24 protein-coding genes and 1 pseudogene are annotated in these 25395 nt (G+C 65.8%); 10 read left to right on the top strand and 15 right to left on the bottom strand.

Annotated elements, in window-relative coordinates; all coding sequences use genetic code 11:
* Positions 1–15: 15 nt before the first annotated feature.
* Both OVA31_RS08020 and OVA31_RS08015 read right to left on the bottom strand, forming a co-directional pair.
* Positions 16–1002 (bottom strand): aldo/keto reductase, encoded by a 987-nt coding sequence (locus tag OVA31_RS08020; protein ID WP_267630558.1) that lies wholly within the window; start codon positions 1000–1002, stop codon positions 16–18.
* 41 nt (positions 1003–1043) lie between these two features.
* Complete coding sequence (locus tag OVA31_RS08015; protein WP_267630557.1) at positions 1044–1646, bottom strand: hypothetical protein; 603 nt, start codon at positions 1644–1646, stop codon at positions 1044–1046.
* Positions 1647–1783: 137 nt separating this feature from the next.
* Here OVA31_RS08015 and OVA31_RS08010 point away from each other — a divergent pair, with 137 nt between their 5' ends.
* Together OVA31_RS08010 and OVA31_RS08005 are read left to right on the top strand one after the other, a co-directional pair.
* A complete protein-coding gene (locus OVA31_RS08010; protein WP_267630556.1) occupies positions 1784–2122 on the top strand; it encodes a carboxymuconolactone decarboxylase family protein in 339 nt (112 codons plus the stop codon).
* Between the two features lie 123 nt (positions 2123–2245).
* Complete coding sequence (locus tag OVA31_RS08005) at positions 2246–3148, top strand: helix-turn-helix transcriptional regulator (protein WP_267630555.1); 903 nt, start codon at positions 2246–2248, stop codon at positions 3146–3148.
* A 23-nt stretch (positions 3149–3171) separates the two neighbouring features.
* Here the strand turns inward: OVA31_RS08005 and OVA31_RS08000 are convergent.
* A pseudogene (locus OVA31_RS08000) lies at positions 3172–4383 on the bottom strand (MFS transporter); the annotation flags it as partial.
* A gap of 346 nt (positions 4384–4729) precedes the next feature.
* Here OVA31_RS08000 and OVA31_RS07995 point away from each other — a divergent pair.
* From OVA31_RS07995 to OVA31_RS07985, 3 genes are read left to right on the top strand one after another with little or no spacing between them, the layout of a single operon-like run.
* The gene (locus OVA31_RS07995; RefSeq protein WP_267630554.1) at positions 4730–4888 is read left to right on the top strand and encodes a hypothetical protein; all 159 of its coding nucleotides are present in this window, start codon (positions 4730–4732) and stop codon (positions 4886–4888) included.
* On the top strand, positions 4885–5244 hold the full coding sequence (locus tag OVA31_RS07990; protein WP_267630553.1) for an MmcQ/YjbR family DNA-binding protein: 360 nt from the start codon (positions 4885–4887) through the stop codon (positions 5242–5244). The genes OVA31_RS07995 and OVA31_RS07990 overlap by 4 nt, the downstream gene beginning before the upstream one ends.
* Positions 5244–6578: a replication-associated recombination protein A gene (locus tag OVA31_RS07985; protein ID WP_267630552.1), complete on the top strand. Its 1335-nt coding sequence runs from the start codon at positions 5244–5246 to the stop codon at positions 6576–6578. The genes OVA31_RS07990 and OVA31_RS07985 overlap by 1 nt, the downstream gene beginning before the upstream one ends.
* A gap of 160 nt (positions 6579–6738) precedes the next feature.
* Here the strand turns inward: OVA31_RS07985 and OVA31_RS07980 are convergent, their stop codons facing one another.
* Positions 6739–6864 (bottom strand): hypothetical protein, encoded by a 126-nt coding sequence (locus OVA31_RS07980; RefSeq protein ID WP_267630551.1) that lies wholly within the window; start codon positions 6862–6864, stop codon positions 6739–6741.
* 268 nt (positions 6865–7132) lie between these two features.
* Between OVA31_RS07980 and OVA31_RS07975 the strand changes: the two genes are divergently transcribed.
* The 4 genes from OVA31_RS07975 to OVA31_RS07960 all read left to right on the top strand — a co-directional run bounded on the left by OVA31_RS07975 (position 7133) and on the right by OVA31_RS07960 (position 11704).
* Positions 7133–8422: an alpha/beta hydrolase gene (locus OVA31_RS07975; protein ID WP_267630550.1), complete on the top strand. Its 1290-nt coding sequence runs from the start codon at positions 7133–7135 to the stop codon at positions 8420–8422.
* A 225-nt stretch (positions 8423–8647) separates the two neighbouring features.
* The gene (locus OVA31_RS07970; RefSeq protein ID WP_267630549.1) at positions 8648–9670 is read left to right on the top strand and encodes a zinc-dependent alcohol dehydrogenase family protein; all 1023 of its coding nucleotides are present in this window, start codon (positions 8648–8650) and stop codon (positions 9668–9670) included.
* A gap of 108 nt (positions 9671–9778) precedes the next feature.
* Positions 9779–10642: a helix-turn-helix transcriptional regulator gene (locus OVA31_RS07965; protein WP_267630548.1), complete on the top strand. Its 864-nt coding sequence runs from the start codon at positions 9779–9781 to the stop codon at positions 10640–10642.
* A gap of 117 nt (positions 10643–10759) precedes the next feature.
* Positions 10760–11704 (top strand): LysR family transcriptional regulator, encoded by a 945-nt coding sequence (locus OVA31_RS07960; protein WP_267630547.1) that lies wholly within the window; start codon positions 10760–10762, stop codon positions 11702–11704.
* Positions 11705–11729: 25 nt separating this feature from the next.
* Here OVA31_RS07960 and OVA31_RS07955 read toward each other — a convergent pair whose 3' ends face one another.
* The 11 genes from OVA31_RS07955 to OVA31_RS07905 all read right to left on the bottom strand — a co-directional run bounded on the left by OVA31_RS07955 (position 11730) and on the right by OVA31_RS07905 (position 24714).
* Complete coding sequence (locus OVA31_RS07955) at positions 11730–12728, bottom strand: cyclase family protein (RefSeq protein ID WP_267630546.1); 999 nt, start codon at positions 12726–12728, stop codon at positions 11730–11732.
* Between the two features lie 43 nt (positions 12729–12771).
* Entirely contained in the window at positions 12772–13731 is a 960-nt protein-coding gene (locus tag OVA31_RS07950; RefSeq protein ID WP_267630545.1) for a fumarylacetoacetate hydrolase family protein, read from the bottom strand.
* Positions 13732–13782: 51 nt separating this feature from the next.
* Positions 13783–15096, bottom strand: a complete 1314-nt coding sequence (eno, locus tag OVA31_RS07945; protein ID WP_267630544.1) for a phosphopyruvate hydratase — start codon at positions 15094–15096, stop codon at positions 13783–13785.
* Positions 15089–16075 (bottom strand): phosphotransferase family protein, encoded by a 987-nt coding sequence (locus OVA31_RS07940; RefSeq protein WP_267630543.1) that lies wholly within the window; start codon positions 16073–16075, stop codon positions 15089–15091. Before OVA31_RS07940 ends, eno begins: the two co-directional genes overlap by 8 nt.
* Positions 16072–17064, bottom strand: a complete 993-nt coding sequence (locus OVA31_RS07935) for a C-terminal binding protein (protein WP_267630542.1) — start codon at positions 17062–17064, stop codon at positions 16072–16074. Before OVA31_RS07935 ends, OVA31_RS07940 begins: the two co-directional genes overlap by 4 nt.
* Positions 17061–18011 (bottom strand): fumarylacetoacetate hydrolase family protein, encoded by a 951-nt coding sequence (locus OVA31_RS07930; protein ID WP_267630541.1) that lies wholly within the window; start codon positions 18009–18011, stop codon positions 17061–17063. The genes OVA31_RS07935 and OVA31_RS07930 overlap by 4 nt, the downstream gene beginning before the upstream one ends.
* A 25-nt stretch (positions 18012–18036) precedes the next feature.
* Complete coding sequence (locus tag OVA31_RS07925) at positions 18037–19056, bottom strand: VOC family protein (protein WP_267630540.1); 1020 nt, start codon at positions 19054–19056, stop codon at positions 18037–18039.
* A gap of 56 nt (positions 19057–19112) precedes the next feature.
* Positions 19113–20228 (bottom strand): amidohydrolase family protein, encoded by a 1116-nt coding sequence (locus OVA31_RS07920; RefSeq protein ID WP_267630539.1) that lies wholly within the window; start codon positions 20226–20228, stop codon positions 19113–19115.
* Positions 20225–21349 carry an FAD-dependent monooxygenase gene (locus tag OVA31_RS07915; RefSeq protein ID WP_267630538.1) on the bottom strand — a complete coding sequence of 375 codons (1125 nt, stop codon included), beginning with the start codon at positions 21347–21349 and terminating at the stop codon, positions 20225–20227. The genes OVA31_RS07920 and OVA31_RS07915 overlap by 4 nt, the downstream gene beginning before the upstream one ends.
* Positions 21350–21597: 248 nt before the next feature.
* Entirely contained in the window at positions 21598–22212 is a 615-nt protein-coding gene (locus OVA31_RS07910; RefSeq protein ID WP_267630537.1) for a hypothetical protein, read from the bottom strand.
* A gap of 120 nt (positions 22213–22332) precedes the next feature.
* Positions 22333–24714 carry an MFS transporter gene (locus tag OVA31_RS07905; protein WP_267630536.1) on the bottom strand — a complete coding sequence of 794 codons (2382 nt, stop codon included), beginning with the start codon at positions 24712–24714 and terminating at the stop codon, positions 22333–22335.
* Between the two features lie 101 nt (positions 24715–24815).
* On the opposite strand from OVA31_RS07905, the gene OVA31_RS07900 reads away from it, so the two are divergent.
* Positions 24816–25295, top strand: a complete 480-nt coding sequence (locus OVA31_RS07900; protein WP_267631442.1) for a MarR family winged helix-turn-helix transcriptional regulator — start codon at positions 24816–24818, stop codon at positions 25293–25295.
* Positions 25296–25395: the final 100 nt, after the last annotated feature.

The following is a 25395-nucleotide window of genomic DNA, read 5'->3' as shown; positions in this document are numbered from 1 at the left end:
ATTCTCTTCGTCGGACTAGCCGTTGACGTAGCCCATGTGCAGCTCGTTGTAACGGTTGCCGCGGACGCCCATGCGCCGGGCGAGGGAGTCGAGGTCGGCGCGCTCGTCCGCGGACAGCGCGACCTGGGCGGCTGCGGCGTTTTCCTGGATGCGTGCGGTGCGGCGGGTTCCGGGGATCGGCACGATCCATGGCTGCTGGGCCAGGAGCCAGGCCAGCGCGATCTGCCCCGGAGTCGCGTCTTTCGCCGAGGCGAGCACTCTGACCTGGTCGACAAGGGCCTGATTCGCGGCGAGGTTATCCGCCTCGAAGCGCGGAATCGTGGTCCTGATGTCCCCGTCGGCGAAAGCGGTGTCAGTGCTGACTGTGCCGGTCAGGTAGCCCTTGCCGAGCGGACTGAACGGGACGAACCCGATGCCCAACTCCGCCAGGGTCGGTAGCACCTCTGCCTCGGGGTCGCGGGTCCACAGCGAGTACTCACTCTGTACAGCGGTCACGGGTTGCACGGCGTGTGCGGCGCGGATCGTGGCGGCCGAGGCCTCGGAGAGTCCGAAGTGCCGGACCTTGCCTTCTGCGATGAGCTCGCCGACGGTGCCGGCGACGTCCTCGACCGGCACGTCCGGGTCGACGCGGTGCTGGTAGAACAGGTCGATCACGTCGGTGCGCAGTCGGCGCAACGACTCCTCGGCGACGTGGCGGATCTGCTCGGGCCGGCTGTTCAGCCCGACGCTCTTGCCGTCGCGGATGTCCCAGCCGAACTTGGTGGCGATCACCACCTGGTCGCCGATCGCCTCGAGGGCTTCGCCGACGAGTTCCTCGTTGACGTAGGGGCCGTAGACCTCGGCGGTGTCGAAGAACGTCACGCCCTCATCGAGCGCGGAGCGAAGCACGGCGATCATTTCGTCGCGGTCGCCGGGGTTGGGGCCATAGCTCTGGGACATGCCCATCGCGCCGAGCCCGATCGCGGAGACCTCGAGGCCTTGTCCGAGCGTCCTTGTATGCATGCGTGCTCCTTTCGGGGATGCGCTCCGATGCAGAGGGATGGTCAGGTGGGCGCAGTGCCCGGACGGTGGTGGGTGGCTTCTTCCTGGGTCCAGCTGGCGAGGATGCGCAGCCGTTCGTCGGACGGCGACCTCGGGTCGGCCGTGCAGATGCGGAGTGTGAGTGTGCGGTCGGCGGTCGGCGTGAGGTCCTCGCGGACCAGGGTGAGCTCGCCGACCAGCGGATGGTCGACCACCATGCGCGGCGCGCGGCACGCGCAGAGCACCTTGGAGCACCAGCGGGTCCGGAACGTGTCGCTGGTCGTCGAGAGTTCGCCGATCAGCCGGTGCAGCGCTCGATCGTGCGGGTCGGCGGCCGCTGCGGCGCGCAGTCTGTCCGTGTGCTCATCTGCCACCAGGTCCCACTCGGGGTAGAACCTGGACGAGCCATCCTCGTCCAGGAAGAGGTACCGGGCCAGGTTCGGCCGGTCGCTCTCGAACACGGGTGCGAGCAACGCCCGGCCCACGGCATTGGCGGCGACCACGTCCAGCCGGTCGGTGAGGACCATTGCCGGCGCGTCTATTGCGTCGAGAACTGCGCGCAGGCCGGAGCGCAGCGGGGCAGGCCGTGTCCGATCGACGCTGCTGCGCGGTCCACGAGTGCTCATACATCGAGTCAAGGCCCTTCGCGCCATCCATGCCAGACCCTGCCAGTACCCCCTCACGACAGGGACTCCCACGGGCGCGCAATCACGGGTTGCATGGAGGGCGAACGCACAACAACCCACGCATCGATGGAGCTGGCATGAGCAATGAGGAGCAGAGCACTGGCTGGACCGGCGGGAAGAACGCCTTCGGGGACTTCGCGCCCGGGATGGTCCACTACACCGACACGGTCCTCTTCGACGAGGTCTGGGAGCGCGCGGACCTGTCCAAGCGCGACCGCAGCCTCGTCACGGTGGCGGCGCTGACCGCCATGGGAAAGACCGACCAACTGCAGTTCCATCTCGCTTTCGCTCGCCAGAACGGCGTGACCGACGACGAGCTGAAGGAAGCTCTCCTGCACCTGGCGTTCTACGCCGGCTGGCCCAACGGCATGGGAGCCACCACGGTGCTGAAGAACGTCATCGAGAAGGAAGGCTGAGCACGCAGGGCGGGCGTCGACGACGCTCGCGGTGACCTGCGATTCGGCGATAGGCGGTTCCGGTCGATGGAGGTACCGCGAAGGACTCCCTCTGGTATCGGTCGCCGCCTTACGGTTGAAAACATGGACAACAGGGCGGACGTGCGCGAGTTCCTGACCTCCCGCCGCGCGAAGGTGAATCCGAGGGACGTCGGCTTACCCATGGGCACGAACCGGCGGGTTGACGGGCTGCGGCGCAATGAGGTCGCCACGCTCGCGGGCGTGAGCGTGGAGTATTACATCAAGCTGGAGCGTGGCGCGATCGGCGGTGCGTCCCCGGAGGTCCTCAACGCGATCTCCAATGCGTTGTGTCTTGACGATGCCGAGCGCGCGCACCTGTTCGACCTGGCGCAGGCGGCCAGTGCGGTCGAGAGGTCGCCGCGCAGACGCAGCCCGAAGTGCTGGACGCCGCACCCGAGCCTGCAGTGGACACTTGACGCGGTCACGGCTGGTCCGGCGTTCGTCCGGAACGGCCGCATGGACCTGCTGGCCGCGAATGCGTTGGGTCGGGCGTTTTACCAGGATGTCTACGACATGCCCGGGCGGCCGCCCAATATTGCCCGGTACACCTTTTTGGACCGGCGCTCCTACGACTTCTATCCGGATTGGGACTCCTTCGCCGAGATCACAGTGTCGATCCTGCGGACCGAGGCAGGCCGCGATCCGCACAACCAGGAGCTGCACGACCTGGTCGGGGAGCTCTCGACGCGGAACGAGGATTTCCGCCGTATCTGGGGCGCACACGACGTTCGCCACCATGGCACGGGTTTCAAGACCTTCCATCACTCGGTGGTCGGTGAGATGACGCTGGCCTACGAGGGCATGGAGATGGAGTCGGAGCCCGGCTTGATCCTCACCGTCTACGCCGCGGAGCCCGGATCGCAATCGGCCGAGCGTATGCAGGTGCTCGCGTCCTGGGCAGCCAGCGAGGAGCGCGGCGCCTCCGCGTCGGGCCTCGCCGAGCAACGCACCGAGACCGGCAGCTGACCTCCGACCGGCGTGCCGTCCGGGCCGGCACCCTCGACGAGTTGATGCTCGGCGCGTCGGTCCATGACGATCAATGCGCTCAGCGGGAGGAAGTACAGCGCCGCGATCGCTGCTCCCACGACGACCGGTCCGGTCGCGCCTAGCGCCGATTCGAGCGCGAACCCGGCAATCCAGGAGCCGACTGCGGTGCCCACGTTGAATGACGAGGTGCTGAGCGCGGAAGCCAGGGTCGGTGCCTGCTGGGCGTAGCCGACCGCCTTGCCGATCAAGATCGGGTTGGTCGACATGCCGAACAGACCGAGCAGGAACACCAGGATCACAGTGGCGACCGGCGAGTGGGAGAAGACAGCCAGACCGATGAGGACCAGGAAAGTAGCGGTCGCCGAGGTGAACAGCACGCCGTAGGGGCGGTAGGTGCCCAGGCGTCCGCCGAGATTGGAGCCGATGAGTGCGCCGACGCCGTAGACGAGCAGCACCAGCGGGACGGTCGACGCGGCCACGCCCGTGTTCTCGGTCAGCAGCGGGGAGATGAAGCTGTAGGCGGCCAGCGAGGAACCGCAGACGATCGCAGCGCCGCCGAGGACAAGCCAGATCCGCACGTCCCGCAGACCGGCGACCTCGGACCTGACCGAGGGCACCGGTGCGTCGCCGGCCTCGACCGGCACTTGCTTGAGGATGGGGACCACAGCGATCAGCGCGAGTACGGCCAGCGCCCAGAACGGGCCGCGCCAGCCGATGGCCTGTCCGGCAAACGCGCCCAGCGGTACCCCGACGACGTTGGCGAGCATGCCTCCGCCGAGGACGATGCCAAGCGCCCGCGAGCTGAGCCTCGGCCCGACGGCCTTCGCGGCGACGACGGCTGCGACCGCCCAGAACGCGCCTGTGGCCAGTGCGGTGATGAAACGCATGGCAAGGATCAGCGGAAAGTTGGAGATCAGGGCGACGACGACGTGGCCGATCGCGAACACGATCAGAGACAGCGAGAGCGCCACGCGCCGGGGCAGTTTGAGCGTTGCGACCGCCATCAGTGGCGTGCCGATGATCATCCCGATCGCGAATACGGTGATCATCAGGCCGGCGTCGGCGACGCTGACGCCGATGTCGGCGGCGATCTCGGGAAGGATGCCGGCGACGAGGAACTCGGTGGTGCCCATCAGGAAGACGCCGCCGGCGAGGACGTAGATCAGTAGCGGCAGCCGGGCGTCGACGGCGGATCGTGCGGATGCTTCAGGCATGTCGAGGTGGGTCCTTCTTGGGTAACAGTGCGGGGCGGAGCGGCGTCGAGATCTCGGTCGGAGCCGATGCCGCGGCGATGCCCGCTACCCATCCGACCACGCCTCGTGCACGGGTGGGAGTCCCGCGTGATGGTGGTACTCGGGGGGACTCCCGGCGAGGTGTTCGGCTGCCTACCGTTGGGGCTCGAGGCTCGGTTTCCCTCGGCGCATCTGGTCTCCAACGTCTGAACTCGGTGCGTACGCTGGTACGTACTTTGTGTGAGGCACCGATCGTGATCCTGACGACCGATCCGGAGGAAGGGAAGGCCCTGCGGGAGCAGTACGAGACATCTCTCCCGGGTATCACATGAACAAGACGCACTGGATCACGTTGCACCCCGGGGGCGGCCTGTCGACGCCGTCGATCGATGATCTGGTCACGGATTCATACCTGCTTGTCGTGGCGAATCTGCCGTGGGCAAAGGGCCCTGCTGACCCTGGCACGTTTGGTCGGCGTCTCCGGTGACGCTCTCGGGAAAGCAGCTCCAGCAGATCGCTCGTGACACGGCCGCGTCACTCGACGGTGTCACCCACGGGCGTCCGTTCACTGCGCACCTGGACGTGTGGAAAGTGCGTGACAAGGTTTTTCTCATCGTCACCGACGACGACCCTGACCTGCAGATCGTCACTGTCAAGGTCGATCCGGATCACGGAGACGCGCTGCGCCGCGACCACGACACGATCACAGCGGGGCGCTACCTCGACAAGCTGCACTGGATCTCGATCGGGTCCGGCCCGGACATCACGCCTGCGCTGATCGACGACCTGGTGCACGGCTCGTACGAGCTCGCCGGCGAACACGCCCCCAAAAGGCGCAAGTGATGGACGGGCAGCAGTCGTCGCTGTTCGAGCCGGATGATGCCTCTCGACCGCTGGCCGACCGGTTGAGACCGAACGTCCTGACCGACGTTGTCGGTCAAGATCAGCTCCTCGCCGATGACGCCCCGATCGGGCGGATGGTCGTTGGGCAGCGACTCGTGTCGATGGTGCTGTGGGGACCGCCCGGGTGCGGCAAGACGACCATTGCCCGGCTGCTCGCCGAGCAGACCGACCTCGCCTTCGAGCCCCTGTCGGCGACATTCTCCGGCGTTGCAGACCTTCGGAAGATCTTCCAGGCGGCCAAGCGTCGCCGAGAGATCGAACAGGGGACCTTGCTGTTCGTCGACGAGATCCACCGCTTCAATCGCGCCCAGCAGGACAGCTTCTTGCCCTACGTCGAGGACGGCACCATCGTTCTCGTTGGTGCGACCACGGAGAACCCCAGTTTCGAACTCAACGGTGCACTGTTGTCACGCTGCCAGGTGTTTGTCCTCAAACGCCTGGGCGAGGCTGCTCTTGAGACCCTCATCAACCGCGCCGAAGAACTCATCGGCGCGCCGCTCCCGCTCGATGAGGACGCCCGGCAGTCGCTGATCGCGATGGCCGACGGCGACGGTCGGTATCTGCTCAACATGATCGAGCAGGTCCAGAACCTCCCCGGTCCTGTCGACACGGCCGCGCTTGCTGCTGCCGTGCAGAAACGCGTGCCGCTGTACGACAAGTCGCAAGAGAGCCACTACAACCTGATCTCCGCCCTACACAAGTCGATGCGCGGTTCCGACCCGGACGCAGCACTCTATTGGCTGGCTCGGATGCTCGACGGCGGCGAGGACCCGCTGTTCATCGCCCGCCGGATCACCCGATTCGCGAACGAAGACATCGGTATGGCCGACCCGCACGCGGTCCAGCAAGCACTGGCGGCATGGGACGTGTACGAACGTCTCGGCTCCCCAGAAGGCGAACTCGCCCTCGCTCAGGCCGTGCTGTATCTGTCGACCGCCCCGAAGTCGATCGGCGTGTACCGCGGCTTCACCAAGGCTCACGCTGCCGCCAAACGCACCGGGTCATTGATGCCGCCGTCGCACATCCTCAATGCACCGACCCGGCTGATGAAGGACCTCGGCTACGGGAAGGGCTACCAGTACGACCCGGACACCGACACCGGATTCTCCGGCGCGAACTACTTTCCCGACGACATGCTGCGAGAGACGTTCTACGAACCGACCGCCGGCGGTTACGAGCGCACCATCACCGAGCGCCTCCGCCAGTGGGCGCATTTGCGCGCCACAGGTCCCAGCGCCTCAGACGACGACCACACCACTCCCACAACCGACTGACCTTCGCCGGTCGAACGCCTACACGTTCACAATCTCTCACCGGGTCGTACAGCGTAAGCGATCGGCGACTGCGAAAGCGCCACGCGGCGCAGCAGTTTGAGCTTTGCGTCCGCCATCAGCGGCGTGCCGATGATCATCCCGATCGCGAATACGTTGATTATCAGGCCGGCGTCGGCGTTGGCGACGATGAATTCGGTGGTGCCATCAGGAAGACGCCGCCGGCGAGGATGTAGATCAGCAGCGACAGTGGGGCGCCGTCGGCGGATCGTGCGGATGCTTCGGGCATGTCGAGGTGGTCCTTCTGGTGGGTGACGGTGCGGGCCGAACGGCGTCGAGATCTCGGTCGGAGCCGACGCCGCGGCGATGCCCGTTACCCATCCGACCACGCCTCGTGCACGGGTGGGAGTCCCGGGTGATGATGGCACTCGGTCGAGCCACTATCCGCACGGTGGATAGTTCGTATCCGTGAGATCCGGTTCCCTTTTCGGCGAATCGCCCTGACACTGGTGACTCGGACCTCCGTCAGTCGAACCGTCGTCGATAAGGACAGATTCGTGTCTCACCAGAGGGCTCACCTCAGTCAGGTCGAAAACACCACTCCGAACATCGGCGTGCCCAGCGGCCCGCGGCGGTTTCGTGAGCAGCGCTGGCTGGTCGACGAGACGATCCGGGCGCAGACCATCGAATTCGATCAGCCACGTCTGGCCTACCATCTGGGCCCGGTCGGCGATGAACTCGCGCCGGCGGATATGGCCGTTATCCGTGGCGCGGTACGCAAGCTCGACGATCACGTCCCGGTCGTCACTGGGGTAGCGCGGCGCCGTGAGCGGTTTGCACGGGAGGCCGAGGATGCCGGGCATCCGCAGACGGCCGCGGTGCACTGGTATGCCGCGGCCCAACTGTGGTCGCTGGCCTGCTGGCCGGTATGGACCGACGAGGCGCTGGTTCGTGAGCTCGACGACCACAAGAATGCCGCCTATCTTGCCTGGGGCGCACATTCGGATCACCATGTCGAGCGCGTCGACATCCCCTTCGGCACCGGCGTGCTCGCGGCCTGGTTTCACCGCCCGGCCGGTGTCGACGGGCCGTTCCCCACTGTGCTGGCCTGTGGCGGCATGGATGCCCCGCGCGAGATCGTCGTATCCCGTGCCGCGGACCCGTGGCTGGCACGAGGATTCGCGGTGCTCGCGGTCGACGGTCCCGGCCAGGGGGAGACCGCGATCCGGGGTGTCCACGTCACCCCTACCGCCTGGATCGAGGCGGGCCGGGTGCTGGTCGATTGGCTGCGTGCGCGCCCCGAGGTCGACGACGACCGATTGGTCTGTGCCGGCACCAGTTTCGGATCGCACTGGATGACCCAGGTCGCGGCGACCTCGCCGGTGTTCCGCGGCTGTTCGGTTGCTCTGCCTGCTTTCGAACCCGGTCTCCGCACCTTGTTCGAGCAGGCCTCGCCGACCTTCAAGGCCCGGCATATGTGGATGGCCGGGCTCTACGATGACGAGGCAGCATTCGACGACATGGTCGCCGGTTACGATTTGCGCCCGCTGATCAGGGAGATGAACGTTCCGTGGCAAATCATCGGGGGCACGGCCGATGAATTATCGCCCACTGGATGGGTCGACGAATTAGCCCGAATCTGTCCCGCACCCTCTTCGATCACCAGATACGCCGGTGCCCGCCACTCCATGACCGACAGCCCGGCAACCGCAGTGGGCCCGAGCTGGCGCGGGCTGACGATCGACTGGCTGCACGACCGGGCACTAGGCAAGCCCGCCGGGGACGAACATCGATTGGTCACCGCCGCAGGCGAAGTCGTCGATCTTCCGCACCCCCGCAGGAGCTGATCGGTGTCACGGCGCAATACAGTAGTAACGAAATGAAGGACCGACGTCGGCAGGCCCGCGAATCGCAGATTCTGGCAGTTGTCCCGGAGGAAAACATCGTCGAGGTGGCGTTTGGTACGTCGCGGGGGAAAATCTGACCCTCCCAGTCAGCCCGGATATTCCGTTCCATGGAGAGGTCGGGCCTGCGACCGCAGGTCCGTAGTCGACCAGGAATCGAGACCGTCAGTGCGCGGAGTTGTCATGTATACGGCCGGGGACGTTCGGGTCGAGGACCGCGACGATCCGACGATCATCGAACCCACTGATGCGGTCATCGCGCTGACCGCATCCTGTATTTGCGGATCGGACCTCTGGCCCTACCGCGGCGTTGAGCCGGCCGACCACCAGGTGATGGGGCATGAGTACATCGGTGTGGTCGAGGAGGTCGGCAGCGCTGTCGAAACCGTCAAGCCCGGCGACTTCGTCGTCGGTTCGTTCGTGATCTCCGACAACACGTGTGAGATCTGCCAGGCCGGCTTCCAGTCCAAGTGCGTGCACGCCGAATTCGTCGCGCAGACCGTGGGCACCCAGGCCGAGAAGGCGCGCATCCCTCATGCCGACGGCACCCTCGTGAAGACGCCCGGGACGCCCGATCCCGAGGTGTACCCGGCGCTGCTGGCGGCATCGGACGTGCTCGGCACCGGCTGGTACGCCGCCGTCGCCGCAGATGCCGGGCCTGGCAAGACGGTCGCCGTCGTCGGTGACGGAGCGGTCGGCCTGATGGCGGTCCTCGCCGCGAAGCAGCTAGGCGCGGAGCGCATCATCGCCATGTCACGCCATCCGGAGCGGCAGAAGCTGGCCCGCTACTACGGTGCGACCGACATCGTCGAGGAGCGTGGCGACGCGGGTGTGGCGAAGATCAAGGAGCTCACCAACGGTCTCGGCGCGCACGGTGTGGTGGAGGCCGTCGGTACGCAGGAGTCGTTCATGCAGGCAGTCGGTGCAACTCGCGGCGGTGGATACCTGGGCTACGTCGGGGTGAACTACGACGTGAAGCTCCCTGGTATCGAGCTGTTTTTTGCCGGCATCCACACCCTTGGTGGGCCGGCACCGGTGCGCCGATTCCTGCCCGACCTCATCGACCGCATCTGGCGGGGCGAGATCGACCCCGGCAAGGTCTTCGACCTGACCTTGCCATTGGAGGAAGCACCCGAGGGATACAAGGCGATGGACCAACGCCGCGCCACGAAGGTCATGCTCACGCTGTAAGCGGCCGTCGCCGAGTCCGGACGGCGAGGATGAGCGCACCGGCCCGTCTCGGTGGGCGCACCTCTCAGCCATTTGGGGCGGGGGAAATCGTATTCTGAAGGAGTGGACATGAACGAGGAGATCAGGGAGTTCCTGGCCTCCCGGCGGGCGAACATCACGCCTGAACAAGCCGGCGTGCCCACGGGCAACAGCGAACGCCGCGTGCCGGGGCTTCGGCGCGAGGAGGTCGCCACCCTCGCGGGGGTGAGCGCCGACTACTACACGAAGCTCGAACGTGGGAAAGTCGCCAGCGCCTCGGACAGCGTGCTGGAGTCGATCGCTCGCGCCCTTCAGCTCGACGACGCCGAACGCACTCATCTGTTCGATCTCTTCCGCCCCAACGTCTCCGGGATTCGGGCCGCCGAGTCTGCTCCGACAGGTCTGAGGGAGTCGCTCCGGCGGATGCTCGACAGCATGACGGTGCCGGCGCTCGCTTACAACGCGCTGCAGGACATCGTCGGCACCAACCTGCTGGGACGTGCGATGTTTGCGCCCTTGTTCGATTCTGACCGCCCGAACTTCTCCCGGTTCTCCTTCCTCGATCCGCGTGCGCGAGAGTTCTTCGGCGACTGGGAGTTGGCGTGCAGTCTGAATGCGGCGATGCTCCGGTACGCCGTCGGACGTAACCCCCTCGCGCCCGAGCTCGCGGCCCTCATCGGCGAACTCTCTACGCTGAGCCCCGCGTTTCGTGCGCACTGGGCTGCGCAGGACGTGCATGAACATCGCACCGGCCGAAAACTCTTCCACCATCCCGAAGTCGGCGACCTGGAAGCCGACTACGACGTGCTCGACGTCCCCGGTGAACCGGGCATATCGATCACGTCGTACACCGCCCCGGCAGGTAGCGCGACGACAGAGAAGTTCGCTCTGCTGGCCAGCTGGGCAGCCAGCCAGAACCTGACCGCCATTCCCAGAGCCGACGCTGTGCGGTAGCCCGACCGCCTCGACACACTGGCGAGACAGAAATCCCTGGTGCGGCGCCTTGGCGCGCCTCGGGCAGGATATGTTGACGTCGAGAGGCGCTCGAACGTGAAAACGGGGGCAGCAATCGTGAATGAAGTCGATCTCAACCTGATCCCTCATCTGCAGGCCTTGCTGGAGCTGCGTAACGTGTCGCGAGCGGCCGAACGAGTGCATCTGAGTCAATCGGCGATGAGCAACAACCTGGGCCGCCTTCGTCGGCACTTCAACGATGAGCTCCTCGTGCGCGTCGGCCGCGGCTACGAACTGACCGCGTTCGCGGAGACCCTGGCGCCACTGGTGAATGACGCCATGGAACGAGCGCAGGGCGCCATGAGACTGAATGCGCAGTTCGACCCGGCCCTGAGCGAACGCACATTCGTGTTGGCGGCGTCGGACTATGCGACGGCCGTGGTGATGCGTCCGTTGCGCAATCTGATAGCCGAGGCGGGCGCTCGGGTCAGCGTCGACATCATGCCGTCCTCCCGGATCCGGCCCGATCTGGAAGCCTTCAATCACATCGATGTGCTGATCGGACCCGTGGGTCAGAGCTTCGGGGGTGTGTCGCGACAGCTGTTCCGTGACGAGTTCGTCGCGGTGATGGACTCCGCAAACCCTCTTCTGAAGCAGAAACGGATCTCCGTTGATGATCTCGCTGCGGCGCCGCATGTGATGGGCGAGTTCGGACCGGGTGTCCAGACCCCGCCGATGCGCTTCTTCGCCGAGTTGGGGATCACGCCACGAGTAGCGGCGCGGGTGGCTGGATGGCAGGCGTCACCGATGCTCGTCGAGGGAACCGACCTGGTGGCACTTGTCCCACGCATGTTGATCCGACGGATTCATCAGGATGTGGCCATCACGACTGTCCAGCTCGACCCGGATCTCGAGATACCGGTCGTCGAATCGATGTACTGGCATCCGATGCAAGCGACCGACCCGGCCAACGTGTGGTTCCGCTCGGTGATCCAACGGGTCTGCCGCGAAATTGACACCACCGACGATCTGCTCACTCATCCTGTCCGCATCACCACCTAGACTCGGTCGACGGGCGGTTGGATGTTCAGCGCATGGCGATCGGGTTGACGGGTGCACCGACCGCGCCGGTGACGGGGATCGGTGCGGCGGTGAGAAGGAAGTCGTAGCGCCGGTCGGTGGCGCACGCGTCGGCGAGCGCGTCGAGGTTCCACATCTCTCCCAGGTAGAGCCCGATGTGTGGGATGGCGACCTGATGCAGTGGTTGGAAAGCGTCGTCGAACTCGTTGGGACGCACCTCGAATCCCCAGGTATCTGTGGCGATGGCGGCGATGTCGGTGTGGCGCAGCCAATCAGCGGTGGTGAACGAGAGTCCCGGTGCCGGACCTCCCGCGTAGGTGCCCCATCCGTCACGTAGGACCCGGGTCAGCTGTCCCGTTCGGATGCAGACAAGGTCGCCTCGGCCTACGGTCGCGGTCGAGCCCTGCGCTTCGATGGTCTCGTCCAGGTGCTGGGTGGTGATGGCGAACCCGTCGGGGAGTTCACCGTCGGTCCCGAACTGTCGGCCGACGTCGAGGAGGACGCCGCGGCCGATGATCAGGTCTGCTGCCGTCTCGATACCGGTCACGCGGTCGCCATCGGAGGTGACGACCTCGCCCGCCGGGCGATCGTTCCAGGCGCGACCATGATCGAAGATGTGCCCCAAACCATCCCACTGGGTGGAGCATTGCAGCGGCATCGTGACGACGTCGTCTGCGCCGCCGATGCCGTGGGGGAAACCCTGACGGCCGGCTTCGGCGTCGGAGCCAGTGTCGAGCATGGTGTGGATCGGGTTGGTCCGGCGTCGCCAGCCGCTTTGCGGGCCGTCCATATCGAATCGCAATGACAAGCTCAGCGTTTGACCAGTGCGCACCAGTGCTGCGGCTCGGGCACGGTCGGCGTCCCCGATGTGATTGAGGGTGCCGTGAACGTCATCGGGTCCCCACCGTCCCCAGTTGGAGCAGCGTCGCGCGGCGGCAGCGATCGCGGCTTCGGGATCTCCGCGATCGAGCTCGGCGGGGTCGATAGACGAGATGTGTGAGGTCATTTCGGCTGACTCCTTCTGCGACGTGCGGCTTGCGGGCCAGAGGTCATCGGCATGTGTTGCGGAGCGAGGACAGTCCGGAGATCTGCGTCTCGAGGACATCGCCGGGCCGGAGCCAGCGCTGCCACTTGCCGCCGTTGCCGGCAGGGCTTCCGGTCAGGATCAGGTCGCCGGGCTGCAGCGGCGTGATCTGGGATGCCTGCGCGACGAGGGCGGGCACGTCGAAGATCATGTTGGCGGCCTTGTCTTGTTGCATCCGTTTGCCGTTCAGGTCGAGCGTGAGCTCGAGATCGCGGTAGTCGCCGACGACGTCTGCGGGGACGATGAACGGTCCGACCGGCAGGAAGGTGGGCCGGTTCTTGGCACGTAGCCAGTCCCCGCCCAGCGGCCGGTGCTCGGCCGGGAACTGGAGATCTCGGGCGCTGATGTCGTTGGCGATCGTGTAGCCCGCAACGTGGCTGAGGGCATCGTCGGGGGCGACGTTGTCGGTGACGCTGCCGATGACGACGGTGAGTTCGGCTTCCCAATCGGTCTGGGTGGAGTCCGCGATCAGGATCACCTCGTCGTCGGCGCCACACATCGCCGACGGCAGCCCCGCGAACAGAAATGCGCTGCCGGTGGCGGCTCGCTCATCGAGCATTTTCTCGGCGGCCGCACGTAGCTGCTCGTCGGTGCGATTGTCGTCTCCGGCTTTGCCGGAGACGATGATCTCCGCTACGTGGCTGCGATAGTTGGCGCCCGCCTGAAAGATCTGCCGCGGCTGAACTGGCGGCCGCACACACAGTTCGGCAAGGGGCGCACCGCCGGAGAGTGCGGACTGTGCGAGGCCGGGCAATTGCGTTCGGGCCTCGGCCCAGTTGTCGAGGACACCGAGCACGGTGGCAGGTCCGTCGGTGAGCGCGTTCGCTGGTATCTCGAGCACCAAGTCATGCGCGACCACTCCGGCAAAGGTGTGGTCGTGGTCGCTGAACGTACCTAAACCATAGTGGTCGATCCAACGTGTCATGTGTGCTGACTCCTCTTTCGGTGGATTGTGGTCGAGGCGCTGTCCGCGGCCTCAGAGGGCCGACACGACGGGGTGGGGTGCCGTAGTGATGGCGGCAGCTCCGGCGTACTCGGCTGAATCACCGAGTTCGGCTTCGAGACGTAACAATCGGTTCCACTTGGCGGTGCGTTCTGATCGCATGGTGGAGCCGACTTTGATCTGCCCGGTGCGCCACCCGATGGCGAGGTCCGCCAGCCAGCTGTCCTCGGTCTCGCCCGACCGCGCCGACAGTACGGTCCGGTAGCCCGCGGCGTGAGCGATCGCCACCACCGAACGTGCGTCGGTGAGCGTGCCGATCTGATTGGGTTTGACCAATACGGCGTTGGCGACACCGTCGGCGACACCACGTCGTAGCCGGCGCTCGTTGGTGACGAACAGGTCATCGCCGAGGAGCTGCACACCGCCCAGTCGAGCCGTGGCCAAGGCCCAACCGTGCCAGTCATCTTCGGCCAGCGCATCTTCCAATGAGACGATCGGATAGTCGCCGGACCAGGCGACGAGCTCGTCGATCAGCTCCGTGGAGGTGAGGCGGCGGCCGTTCTCGGCGGCGAGGACATAGTCTCCGGCAGTGTGGAACTGGGTGGCGGCGACATCGATCGCGATGGCCGCATCAGCGCCAGGAGTGAATCCTGCGCGCTCGATGGCGGCCACCATGACATCGAGCGCCGATCGGTTGGACGGGAGAATCGGTCCGAGACCACCCTCGTCTGCGACCAGCGCGACCGGCAGATCGCGCTCGGCGAGCACCTGGGTGGCGCCGCGGCGCACCCGGCTGCAGATCTCGATGGCATCGGAGAAGCTGGTCGCCGACATGGGCACTACCAGGAAGTCCTGAATGTCGATAGATCGTCCGGCGTGCGCGCCACCGGAGAGGATGTTGACCATCGGGAGTGGAAGCAGTGGGGCGCGCCCGGTGTCATCCACCGTGCGATAGAGCGGAAGGTGCTGGGCAGCAGCGGCGGCGATCGCGGTCCCGATGGACACTGCGAGGACCGCGTTGGCGCCGAGTCGGCCGAGGTCATCGCTGCCGTCGGCCGCGCGAAGAGCGGCGTCGACCTGAGGCTGGTCGAGCGAATCGATGCCGCGGACCGACTCGGCGAGAACGGTGTTCACGTTGCCCACGGCATCACGGACCCCGTTGCCGTCGTAGCGCAGGCCACCGTCGCGCAATTCACGGGCCTCGTGACGCCCGGTGGATGCGCCAGATGGGACGGTGACCTGGCCGGTCGAGCCATCCCGCAGGGTGATCTCACACGCGACGGTGGGTTTACCTCGGGAATCGAGTGCTTCCCAGGCGAAAGCTGTGGCGATGGCGGTGTCAGTCATGTAAAGCCTTCCAGATGTCGAGAATGGTGTCCGGCGGAGTCTGCAGCACCTCGCGGCCGAGCTGTCGAACGACATGCTGTGCCGGCCGGGACAGATATTCGACGGGACTGCGTCCGTCGACACGGGCCAACAGCAGGCACCCGAGCTGACGGATGAGTTGGTCGTGGTCCAGGTTCGGTGCGTCGTCGACGCCGGAATGACTGTCCACAAAGGTGGCGGCGGCGTTGCAGTAGGCGCGTGCCATCTCCGGTCGATGCACACTCTTGAGGAGTAGGTGCCCGATGATCCAGGCTGGATCGAAGGTCGGGTCGCCAACATGGGCTACTTCCCAATCGATTACCCAGACGTCGTCGGGCGACTCACCGACCATGATGTTCTTGGGGGTGTAGTCACCGTGGACCAGACAGGACTTTGACGACGCCATGACATCGATCGTCTGGTCGATCACCGGTCGCAGGTCGGGGTGCCGCTCGGCAATCTGACGGTGGAAGGGATCGACGCGCAGCTGCTCGAACGCAAGCCGGCTGCTGAAGTCTGTGGTGGGAATGGCTCCGGAGGCACTGTCTCGTTGCAAGGTGGCGAGGAACTCGCCCAGTCTGGCCGCCACACCCACATCGATCACGCCGTCGAGCAGCGCTTCCTTCCACGTTTTCCACTGTATTGGTGCGCGTTCGATGACCAGAAATTGCGGCGTCAGGTCGACGACGGCGGGGGCCGACTTCGGATGGATCGCCCTGGCGGCACGCAGTGCTCGGCCCTCGGTGAGCAGCCGAGCGGTGTCGGCCTCCCAGAGCTCGCTGGTGCGGAGTTGCCCCAGCGCGCGTTTGACCACGAGATCAACGCCGGGGCCGGTCACTGCCAGGACTTCGTTGGACACTCCGCCGGTCAGCGCCGAGATCGTCACATCGGTGTCGTCGCTGATCAGTCCGCGTTCGACGAGGTGTGTGACAACAGTGTCTGTGATCGAGACTGCGTTCATCGTTCTCCGGCTTGTGTTCGTCGTTCGCTGTCGGGTTGGATCTCCGGGTTGACGACCGAGGCGGGGACGCGCCCAGACAATGCGTCGAGGACGTTCGTTGCGGCCTTGCGGGACAAGTCGGCCAGCGACCCGTCGGAACTGAACGCGATGTGCGGGGTGAGGATCGCAGTGGGGAGGGCACGCAGTGGATGCCCGGCAGGCAGCGGTTCGGGCTCGGTGACATCCAAAGCCGCGCCGGCTATCTGGCCGGCGGCCAGGGCTTCGGTCAGCGCATCGGTGTCGATAAGTGCCCCACGCGCCGTGTTCACCAGCACGGCGGTGGGTTTCATCGCAGTGAGGGCCTCCCGATCAATGATGCCTGCGGTCTCTGCAGTCAACGGGAGGTGTAGGGACACCACGTCAGCGGTGCGGAGCAACTCGATCACCGTGGGAACCGTCCGCACCCCTGCGGGCACCGGGCGCCCACGCTCGACGGTGACGACCTCGAGCCCGATGGCCTGGGCCCGAGACGTCACTGCCCACCCGATGGCGCCGGTACCGAGTAACGCCAGAGTCTTGCCGCGGAGTCGAGTCGGGACGGCGGTGAGATTGCGGTTCCATCCGCCCGATGCGGTGTCGGCGACCAGCGGAGGCAGACGGCGTGCCAGCGCCAGGACCAACATCAGGGTGTGATCGGCGACTTCGTCGGTGCAGTACTCGGGCACGTTGCTGACCACCATCCCCAGTTCGGTGGCCCGCTTGACGTCGATGTTGTCGACACCGACGCCGGTGCGGGCGACCGTGCGACAACGGACTGCGGCCTCGAGGACGTCAGCGGTGACCTGCGCGAAGCAGGTGATGATCGCGTCGACATCGCCCGCGAGCGTCGCCAATGTGGCCGAATCGGTGGCGGGCGCAACCACGATCTCGGCGTCGATCGCCGACAGCACCTCCCGCTCGACGTCGATCGTGGCGCCCGGGTGGTCAGTGATCAGGATGCGTAGGCTCATCGACGCTCCCAGGCGGTGATCGGCTGTACCGCAGTCGCTTCGGCGATAGTGTTGGTGGAGCCGCCGAGCACGTCGACGGTGGTGGACACGACGTCCCCGGGCCGCAGCGCGGGGTAAGCGTCGCGGCCATGACGTCCCCACAATTCGGCCAGACACCCACCCTGGCAGGTGCCCGAACCGAGGAGGTCGCCGGGACGGATCCAGGTGCCACGGGATGCGTAGGCGGCCAATGCCGGGAATGACCAGGCCATGTTCGACAGGTTGTCGGTACCGATGGTGGTGCCATTGACCAACACCTGCATCGTCAGGTCGAATGACGGGCCACACGCGTGGGGTTCGAGTTCATCGGCAGTGACGAAGAACCGGCCCAGGGCAGTGGCCGAGTCCTTACCCTTTGCCGGCCCGAGATGCAGTTGCATCTCCTGGAACTGGGTGTCGCGCGCGGAGAAATCGTTGATCACCACATACCCGGCGATGTGGGCGGCGGCCTCCTCGACGCTGAGGTCACGGCCGCTGCGGCCGACGACGGCGCCGACTTCGAGCTCGAAGTCGAAGTCGTGTGCCCCTGGTGAGATCGCGATCCTGTCGTCGGGACCGGTGATCGCATACGGATTGGAGAAGTAGAACGTCGGGATCTGCCAGAAGGCCTCAGGCACCGTGGCATCGGGGTCGAGGAGTTTGGCGATCCCCGCCGTGTGCTCGGGGAAGGTGGAGAAATCGCGGAAGGTCGGCGGCTGCAGCGGGGCCAGCAACGCCGCACCGGCCGGGTCGGTTACACTTCGCCGACGACGCAGGGCCTCTTCGGCGACCTCGTGTATCCGGTGCTCGTCCTCGGTGGCCAACAACTCGCTGAGTGAGTCCTCGACCAGCAGGTCCACGAGCAGGTTCTGCTCGTCTAGGACTGCACATCGCGGACCGCCGTCGGTCTGTCTGCGTGCGATCTTCATGAGTCTCTCTCGTCAGTGAGGTTGTTCACCCGCGCCCGTGCTCGGCGTACGGGTTGAGCAGCTCTGCCTTCATCTCATCGGAGACGCCCTCCTCGGTCGCGGTGAATCCCTCAGCCGCAGGGAAGGATTCGGTCATCGAGAATGGCATCGCGCTGTTACGGAAGATGTTGTTCGACCCGTCGGTCGGCTTCCAGACCCGGGGCTCCCAGTCAGGCACATAGTTGCGGTAGCCACCGGAGTTCAGTTCCACCCGCATTGCGCTCGGTTCACGGAAGTAGAGGAAGTTCTGCTCGCCGATCCCGTGCACGGACGGGCCGTATTCCATGGCCGTGCCGCGCTCCAGCAGAACTTCGGCACAGATGACGAGTTCCTCGTAGGTGTCGACCCAGAACGCGATGTGGTTGATCCGCCCACCGCGGGCCGAGGTGTCCAGTACGACGCCGAGGTCGTGGGACTTCTCGTTTGTGGTGAGCACCCCGAACACGGTGATCGGCGCGTCGTCGAGTTCGGTGTACGCCATGGTGCGGTAACCGAGAACCTCGGAGTGCCACTCGCAGAATGAGCGCACATCGGACGCGGCGATGGTGACGTGGTCGAGGAACCGCGGCGCGCCGGCGTGTGCCGACCGCTTCTCCGGCCGGTCAGGATAGATCGACGCGTGTTCGGAGTCCGCCGCGTAGTTGTCCACTTCGTACACCAGACGCATCGGATGACCGTAGGGGCCGATGAATTCGTAAGCACGGCCGTATCCGAAGCCGCCCTCCGACCAAGTGCCGGCGATACCGGCGTCTTCGATCCTCTGCGCCACTGCGTCGAGCGCCTCCGGGCTGGTGGTACGCCAGGCCATGCGGTGCAGCGCGGGCTCGTCGCCGGGCACGAGAACCACACTGTAGGACTGGTGATCGCCCCAGCACCGCAGGTACACCGCGCCATCGACGCGCGCGAACTCACGCATCCCGAACTTGTCGACGTAGAAGGCCGCAGACGCGTCGACGTCCTGGCTGGTGATCTCGAGGTGGATCAGGTTGGACAGATACTTATGCACGGCAGTGCCTCTCGGTGTAGCGATGTGGTCGTCGGGGAAAGAGGTTGTGACAGTTGCTAGTCAGTCTGAAATGGCCCGCGACAATACGGAAGGGCGTCACGCCCATGAGTGGTATCGATCGGGTCGATGCCCGATGCGTCGCTTGTCACGGCGAGGAGCCGATTCGCGTTGTCGCGCAGCACGTTTTCGATGGTTCTCTGGTCGGTCAAGCCGGATGCGAGCAGATCCTCCACCGGTGTCGCCGTACCCATGTCGAAGGGGAAGTCGGACCCCAGGACGATCCTGTCGCTGCCGGCTACTCTAATCAGTTCCCGCAATTGACCACCGTCATGGGTCAGCGAGTCGAACCACAGCTGGGACAGATACTGCGACGGCGGGCGCGCGCAGGTCCGTGCCTCCGGACGCACCGCCCATGCCCGGTCGGAGCGGCCGATGGCAGTCGGCAGGTAGCCGCCACCGTGCGCAGCGACGATCGTGAGATCGGGGTATCGATCCAGGACTCCCGCGAAGATCAGGTGAGACAATGCCACGGCATTCTCGGCCGGTTGGGACACCGTGTTGGCCAGATAGAAGCGGTCGAGGCGTTCGTCCAGCGAGCATCCGAACGGATGCACGAACACGATGGCCTGCAACGACTCAGCAGTGGACCAGAATTCGTCTAGGCGCCGATCAGATAACTCGACGGTGCCTGCCTGCCCGCCGTCGGGCGCAGCTCCGAACGATCCGATTTCGACGCCGCGCAGACCACAGTCACCGACGGCGTGCGTGAGCATCGATGCCATCAGTTCAGGATGTTGGAGCGGCGCCACGCCCAGTCCCCGGAGCCGGGTCGGCGCCGCGGCCACCAGGTCGCGGATCGATCGATTGATGCATCGCGTGATCTCCTCGGCGGGCTCGGCAGCGAGGAACGGGTAGTAGTGCGACGGCGACGGTGACACCACTTGGATGTCGACGCCGGCAGCGTCCATCGCGGCCAGTCGATTCGGCAGATCGGTCAGCAACGGCCAGCGGGACCGGATCATCTTGCCGGAGGAGGCCAGCGACTCGGCGCCGTTGCGCCTGACTTCGAGATCTTTTGCAGCGCTGAGTCCTTCGGAGTCCAGCTGGTCGACAAGCGCTTCCACTTCAGGTAGTAACACATGAGTGTGGACATCGATGATCGGTGCAGTCATGCCGGCTCCTTGACGGTCTGGGCCACCTCGTGCATGACGCCTGGTACATCGGGATTCGGAACCTCATCGACCAGCCACGAAACCAGCTGCACAGACGACCTCACGATCAAGCTCGCGCGGGGTACCCGGCGTTCGTGGAACCGATCCATCACCTCGTCGTCGACGCCGTGCGCCTTGACCACCTCGGCGGCCAGGACCGCAGCATCCTCAATCGCCATGGCCGCGCCCTGCGCGATGGTCGGCGGACAGTTGTGGGCGGCATCGCCGATCAGCACGACCCGTCCCCGGTGCCAGTCGCCTTCGACCAGATGCGTCGTGAACTGCGTGTAATGCACCGCGGTGTCCTCGGTGATCGCCCCGGCGATCCCCTGCCAAGGACCGCCGTATTGCGCGGCCAGACGAGCGAGTTCAGGCCAGTCGGCGACGACATCCCGGTCCTGAGCCGGCTCGACGATGTATGCGTACATCCAGTCAGCACTGATCGGGCAGTAGCCGGCGATATAACGCGGCCCGCCGTAGATCAATTCGCTGCGGGTGATCTCGGCCGGTCGCGGGACGATCGCCCGCCAGGCGCCTGCTCCCGTCGCCGCCGGAGTGACATCGATACCGATCAGCCGCCGGACGGTCGAGTTGATCCCATCTGCGCCGACCAAGAGGTCGAACACCCGCTGTCCACCGTCGGAGAAGGTCACCGTGACACCGTCATCCGACTGTTCCACCCCCGTGACCTCGGTGCTGTAAATCACCTGTGCACCTGCTCGTTCCGCGCGTGCTCGCACGATCTCGGTGAGGTCGGGTCTGTACATACCCAACGACGCCGGCAGGTCCTCACCGCCCGTTCGGACATCGTCCAGTTCGACCACGACAGTGGCGTCCGGATCAGGAGCGCGGATGGCCATCGAGTTCGATGGGTACCCCTTCTCCAGCATCTCGGGCCACACACCGATGTCCCGAAGTACCCGTAGCGCGTTGCCCTGCAGAGTAATGCCCGATCCCAGCGTCGTGAAGCCGGCGCCCTTCTCCAGCACCTCCACCTCGATCCCGGCATCAGCCAGGAACACCGCCAACGTCAAACCTGCCGCACCGGCGCCAACAATCCCGACCTTGTCCACGGGAACCATCGATGACATCCCTCCTCCAATCGCCCTGACCATTCGGCCGTCTCAGGACCGGGAAGTGCTTCATCGGCGATGTCGCGACGGCTCGGCCCCAACCATGTGAGCTGTGCCACCACTGTCTCCGGCGCACGCGTAAACGGGAACCCTGTCTCACAAATGGTTGGTATCGGTGCCATCGATGCCAACTCACATCGGAACGGTTCGCGCAGAGCAGCGGATTCGTCGCGACCGTTACGTGGTGCGAGGTGTACTCATGGTGTGGAGGTGAATGCCGCCGGGTGATCGGGGCGCCGGTCTGCTGTGGTTCGCAGCCTCACCGTCGTCGCCAACCCCACTCCCAGGAGCACGAGGTACAGCGGGAACGCTGCTTCGGCGACCGTCCAGGTCTGAAGGCTGAGCATGGTGATGGTGCCGTTGAGCGCCGTGCAGACGTAGACGGCCGAACGTTCGGTGTCGGGGCGGCGCCAGGCTTTAACGATCGTCGGGATTCCACCGATCGCGTCCGCGGCGAGGGCGGCGAGGACTGCCAGCAACGGGTTGTCGAAGGTCAGCCACAGGACCAGGGCAAGCACCGAGACCGCGCCGCAGGACAGATCGAAAGCTGTGATCTGCCAATAGCTCGAGCGATTGGCGAATGACGCCGCAAGGATGACGAAGGGCCCGAGGCCGATCGCGAGTGTCGAGATGGCGGGCAGGCCAACGCCGTCGTGGAGCTGGGCGAAGAAGGCGATCATCGGCGCGGCGCCCCACAGAAACCACGACACCCTGTTCGGTCGCACGCGGCCGCGCACGGTGAGGATGGCGTAGCTGATGCTCCCGACCATCGAGAACGCGGCGCCGAGGAGCACGAACCGCGGATCAATCACCACTTGCCCCCACTGCTTGTCCACCTCTCTCTGGGGATGGGCGTACCTACATTGCAAACGCGTCGGCCCACCCGAGGCTTCCCCGGGTGGGCCGACAGGTTCTCGAGTCGGGCTACACGATCACGGCACCGCCGGGTCTTTACCGAACCCCAATCCGATGTCGGCGGTGTTGCGTTGGCCGGCAACCACATTGACCTGGACCGCAGCCGGTTCGTACATGCTCGCGACCACGGTGAACAGCCCTTCGGTCAGGCCTTCGATGCGATAGCGGCCGTCGGCGTCGGTGGTCACCGAGGCGACGATCGTCTGGTCGGGACCGATCGCCGAAACCGTCGCACCCTCGAGCGGAGAGCCGTCGGTGGTGCGTACCGAACCCTGCATACCGCTGGTGGCAACCAGCAGGATGTCGACGGCGTCGGTGGTCCGGCCCGCGGAGTCGACGGTCACCAGTTGGCTGGCCGGCTGATAGCCGGGTGCCGATGCGGTGACCGCCACGGTGTCGCCCGCGGACAGGCCGGCGATCGTGAAGTACCCGTCGGAATCGGCGTGCGCCTGCGTGACCACGGCACCGGATTGGTCGGTCACGATCAGGTTGGCGGCGAGTGGGCGCGCGACGTCACGGACTCGCCCGCGCAGCACGGAGCCGCCTGCCAGGGTGAAGTCGCGGCGGAACACCGCATCGCCGACGACCGAGACCGTCATGGCCTTGGGGGAGCGCCCCGGTGCCGTGGCGATGACGGTGTATGTGCCGTCAGCGATGTCGTGCGCGGCATAGGTGCCGTCGGCGTGCACGGCGGTGTTGCCCGCCTGGTGGCCGCGAGTGTCGGTGACGGTGATCGCGGCGGTGCCCAGGGGCGTGCCGTCGTCGGCGGTGATGCGCCCGGCAATGCGCGGACGGTCATCTCGTGATCCGACCTCACCCGCGGAGTCGAGTCGATGACGGGCACCGCTGGTGGGCGTTTCGTCGACCGGCTCCGGTGTCTCCACCGAGACGGCGTCCTCGTGGTCGACGGGCGGGGTCTCGCCTGCGCCCGCAACGGAACCGGCGCGACGATGCTTGATCGGGATGAACAAGGTGATCGCGACACCGACGAAGGCGGCGATCGCGCCGATCACGAAGCACCACTTGAACGCCGTGTGGCTCGGCACCTCGGCGGGTCCGTAGGCCACGGTGGAGCTGGTCAGCACCAGAGCCATGACGGCCGATGCGCTGGTGGTGCCGACGGACCGCATCAGGCCGTTGAGACCGACCGCCGCACCGGCCTCGGTCATCGGCACGGCGCCCATGATCAGGGTCGGCATGGCGGCATAGCCGATGCCGACACCCGCCGAGCAGATCACCGCCGCGACGGCCAGCTGCCATGGCGCATCCATCAGCATGGACGCCACGAGGTAGCCCAGGCCGAGGACGGTCGCGCCGATCGCCAGAGTGAGCTTGGCGCCGATGTTGTTGATCAGAGTGGCCGAGACGGGCGCGAACACCAGCATCATCAGACCGCCCGGTGCCATCCACAGGCCGGCGGCCAGCAGGGTCTGTCCGAGACCGCCCATCGCCTCCGGGATCTCGAGAAGCTGAGGCACGACGATCATCTGCGCCATCATTCCGAATCCGATGGCGATCGCCCCGATGTTGGTCAGCAACACCGCGGGCCGCGCCGTGGTCCGCAGATCGACCAGCGGCTCGGAGTGACGCAGCTCGAACATGCCCCAGACGAGCAGCACGGCGATCCCGCCGAACATCATGCCGAGGGTGGTGCCCGAGCTCCAGCCCCAGTCGTTGCCCTTCGAGACGGCGATCAACACACCGCACAGGCCGATGGCCAGACCGACGGCGCCGACGATGTCGAAGCGTCCGCCTGCGGTGCCGTCCTCGACGTGGGGGACCAGCAACGTGACGAGTGCGGCGACGATGACGGCGAGTCCGGTCGACACCCAGAACAGTGCGTGCCAATCCCATTGCTGTGCCACCCACGCAGCCAGCGGCAGCCCGATCGCCCCGCCGACGCCCATGGTCGCGCTCATCGCGGAGACCGCCATCGACGTCAGGCGTGGTGGTGTCACCTCGCGCATCAGGCTGATGCCGAGTGGGATGAAGCCCATCGCGAGTCCCTGGACGGCGCGTCCGACGATCATCGGGATGAGCTCGGAGCTCAGTGCACACACCAGCGAGCCGACGATCAGCAGGAGAGCGCTGGCCAAGATGATGCGTTTCTTGCCGAACATGTCACCGAGGCGGCCGGAGATCGGCATCGCGATGGCAGCGGCCAACAGCGTGGCGGTGACGACCCACGATGCGTTCGAGATCGACGTGTTCAGCAGGCTCGGGAGTTCCGGCTGGATCGGCACGATCAGCGTCTGCATGAGTGACGCGACCAGGCCGCCGAAACACAGCACGATGACGACCGCGATGGCGGCACCGGTGTGGTTGTCGTCGGTCAGTTCGCCGTCCACCGGCACCGTGTCGTTCGTGTCCGGTGAATCGCGGGTTGACGTAGTGGTCATAAGGGCACCCTCCTTCGAGATGTGTACCCTACATATGTATGGTGCACATGCCAACCCGAGAGTATGTTGTCCGTGAAAATCGGACGTGGGAGGACATGCGTATGCCCGATGTCGGCGACGATTCGTTCTGGGAGTCACCGGTTTACCGTGACCTGGCGGAAGAGCTGCTCCGGATGAGTAGGCGGCGCACCAATGTCTTCCCCGGGGCGCGCCTGGAGGCCTCGGCCTTCGGCATCCTCTGGACGTTGTCCGACGGCCGGGCCCGCACCCTGCGTGAACTCGGCGAGGAGCTCGACCTCGAACAGTCGACGGTGAATCGACAGGTGAACGCGGCCATCAAACATGGCTACCTGGAGAGGTTCGAGGTGTCAGGGCAGCTGAGTCGACTGATCCGTCCGACAGCGCTGGGCATCGAGGCCTTCGAGCACGACGGCATGCTGCGTGCCGAACGACTGGTGCGGGTGTTCTCCGACCTCACACCGGGTGCGCCCGATGCGCTGCTGCACGAGTTGCGGTCCTTCAACGATGCCTACGAGCGGACCATTGCCCGTCAGCATCACCAGGAGCACGCCGCTCGGTGAGAGCCCGGAGACGGCGACGCAACGTATGGTCGACAACGTCGATGGCAACTCACAGGTCGATGGCAACTGATAGGTCGACAGCAACCGATAGAAGGACTGG

The organism is Gordonia sp. SL306, from assembly GCF_026625785.1.
Classification (GTDB): Bacteria; Actinomycetota; Actinomycetes; order Mycobacteriales; family Mycobacteriaceae; genus Gordonia.
The sequence above is the reverse complement of the archived record's forward strand: the minus strand, read 5'-3'. Positions and strand labels throughout refer to the sequence as shown.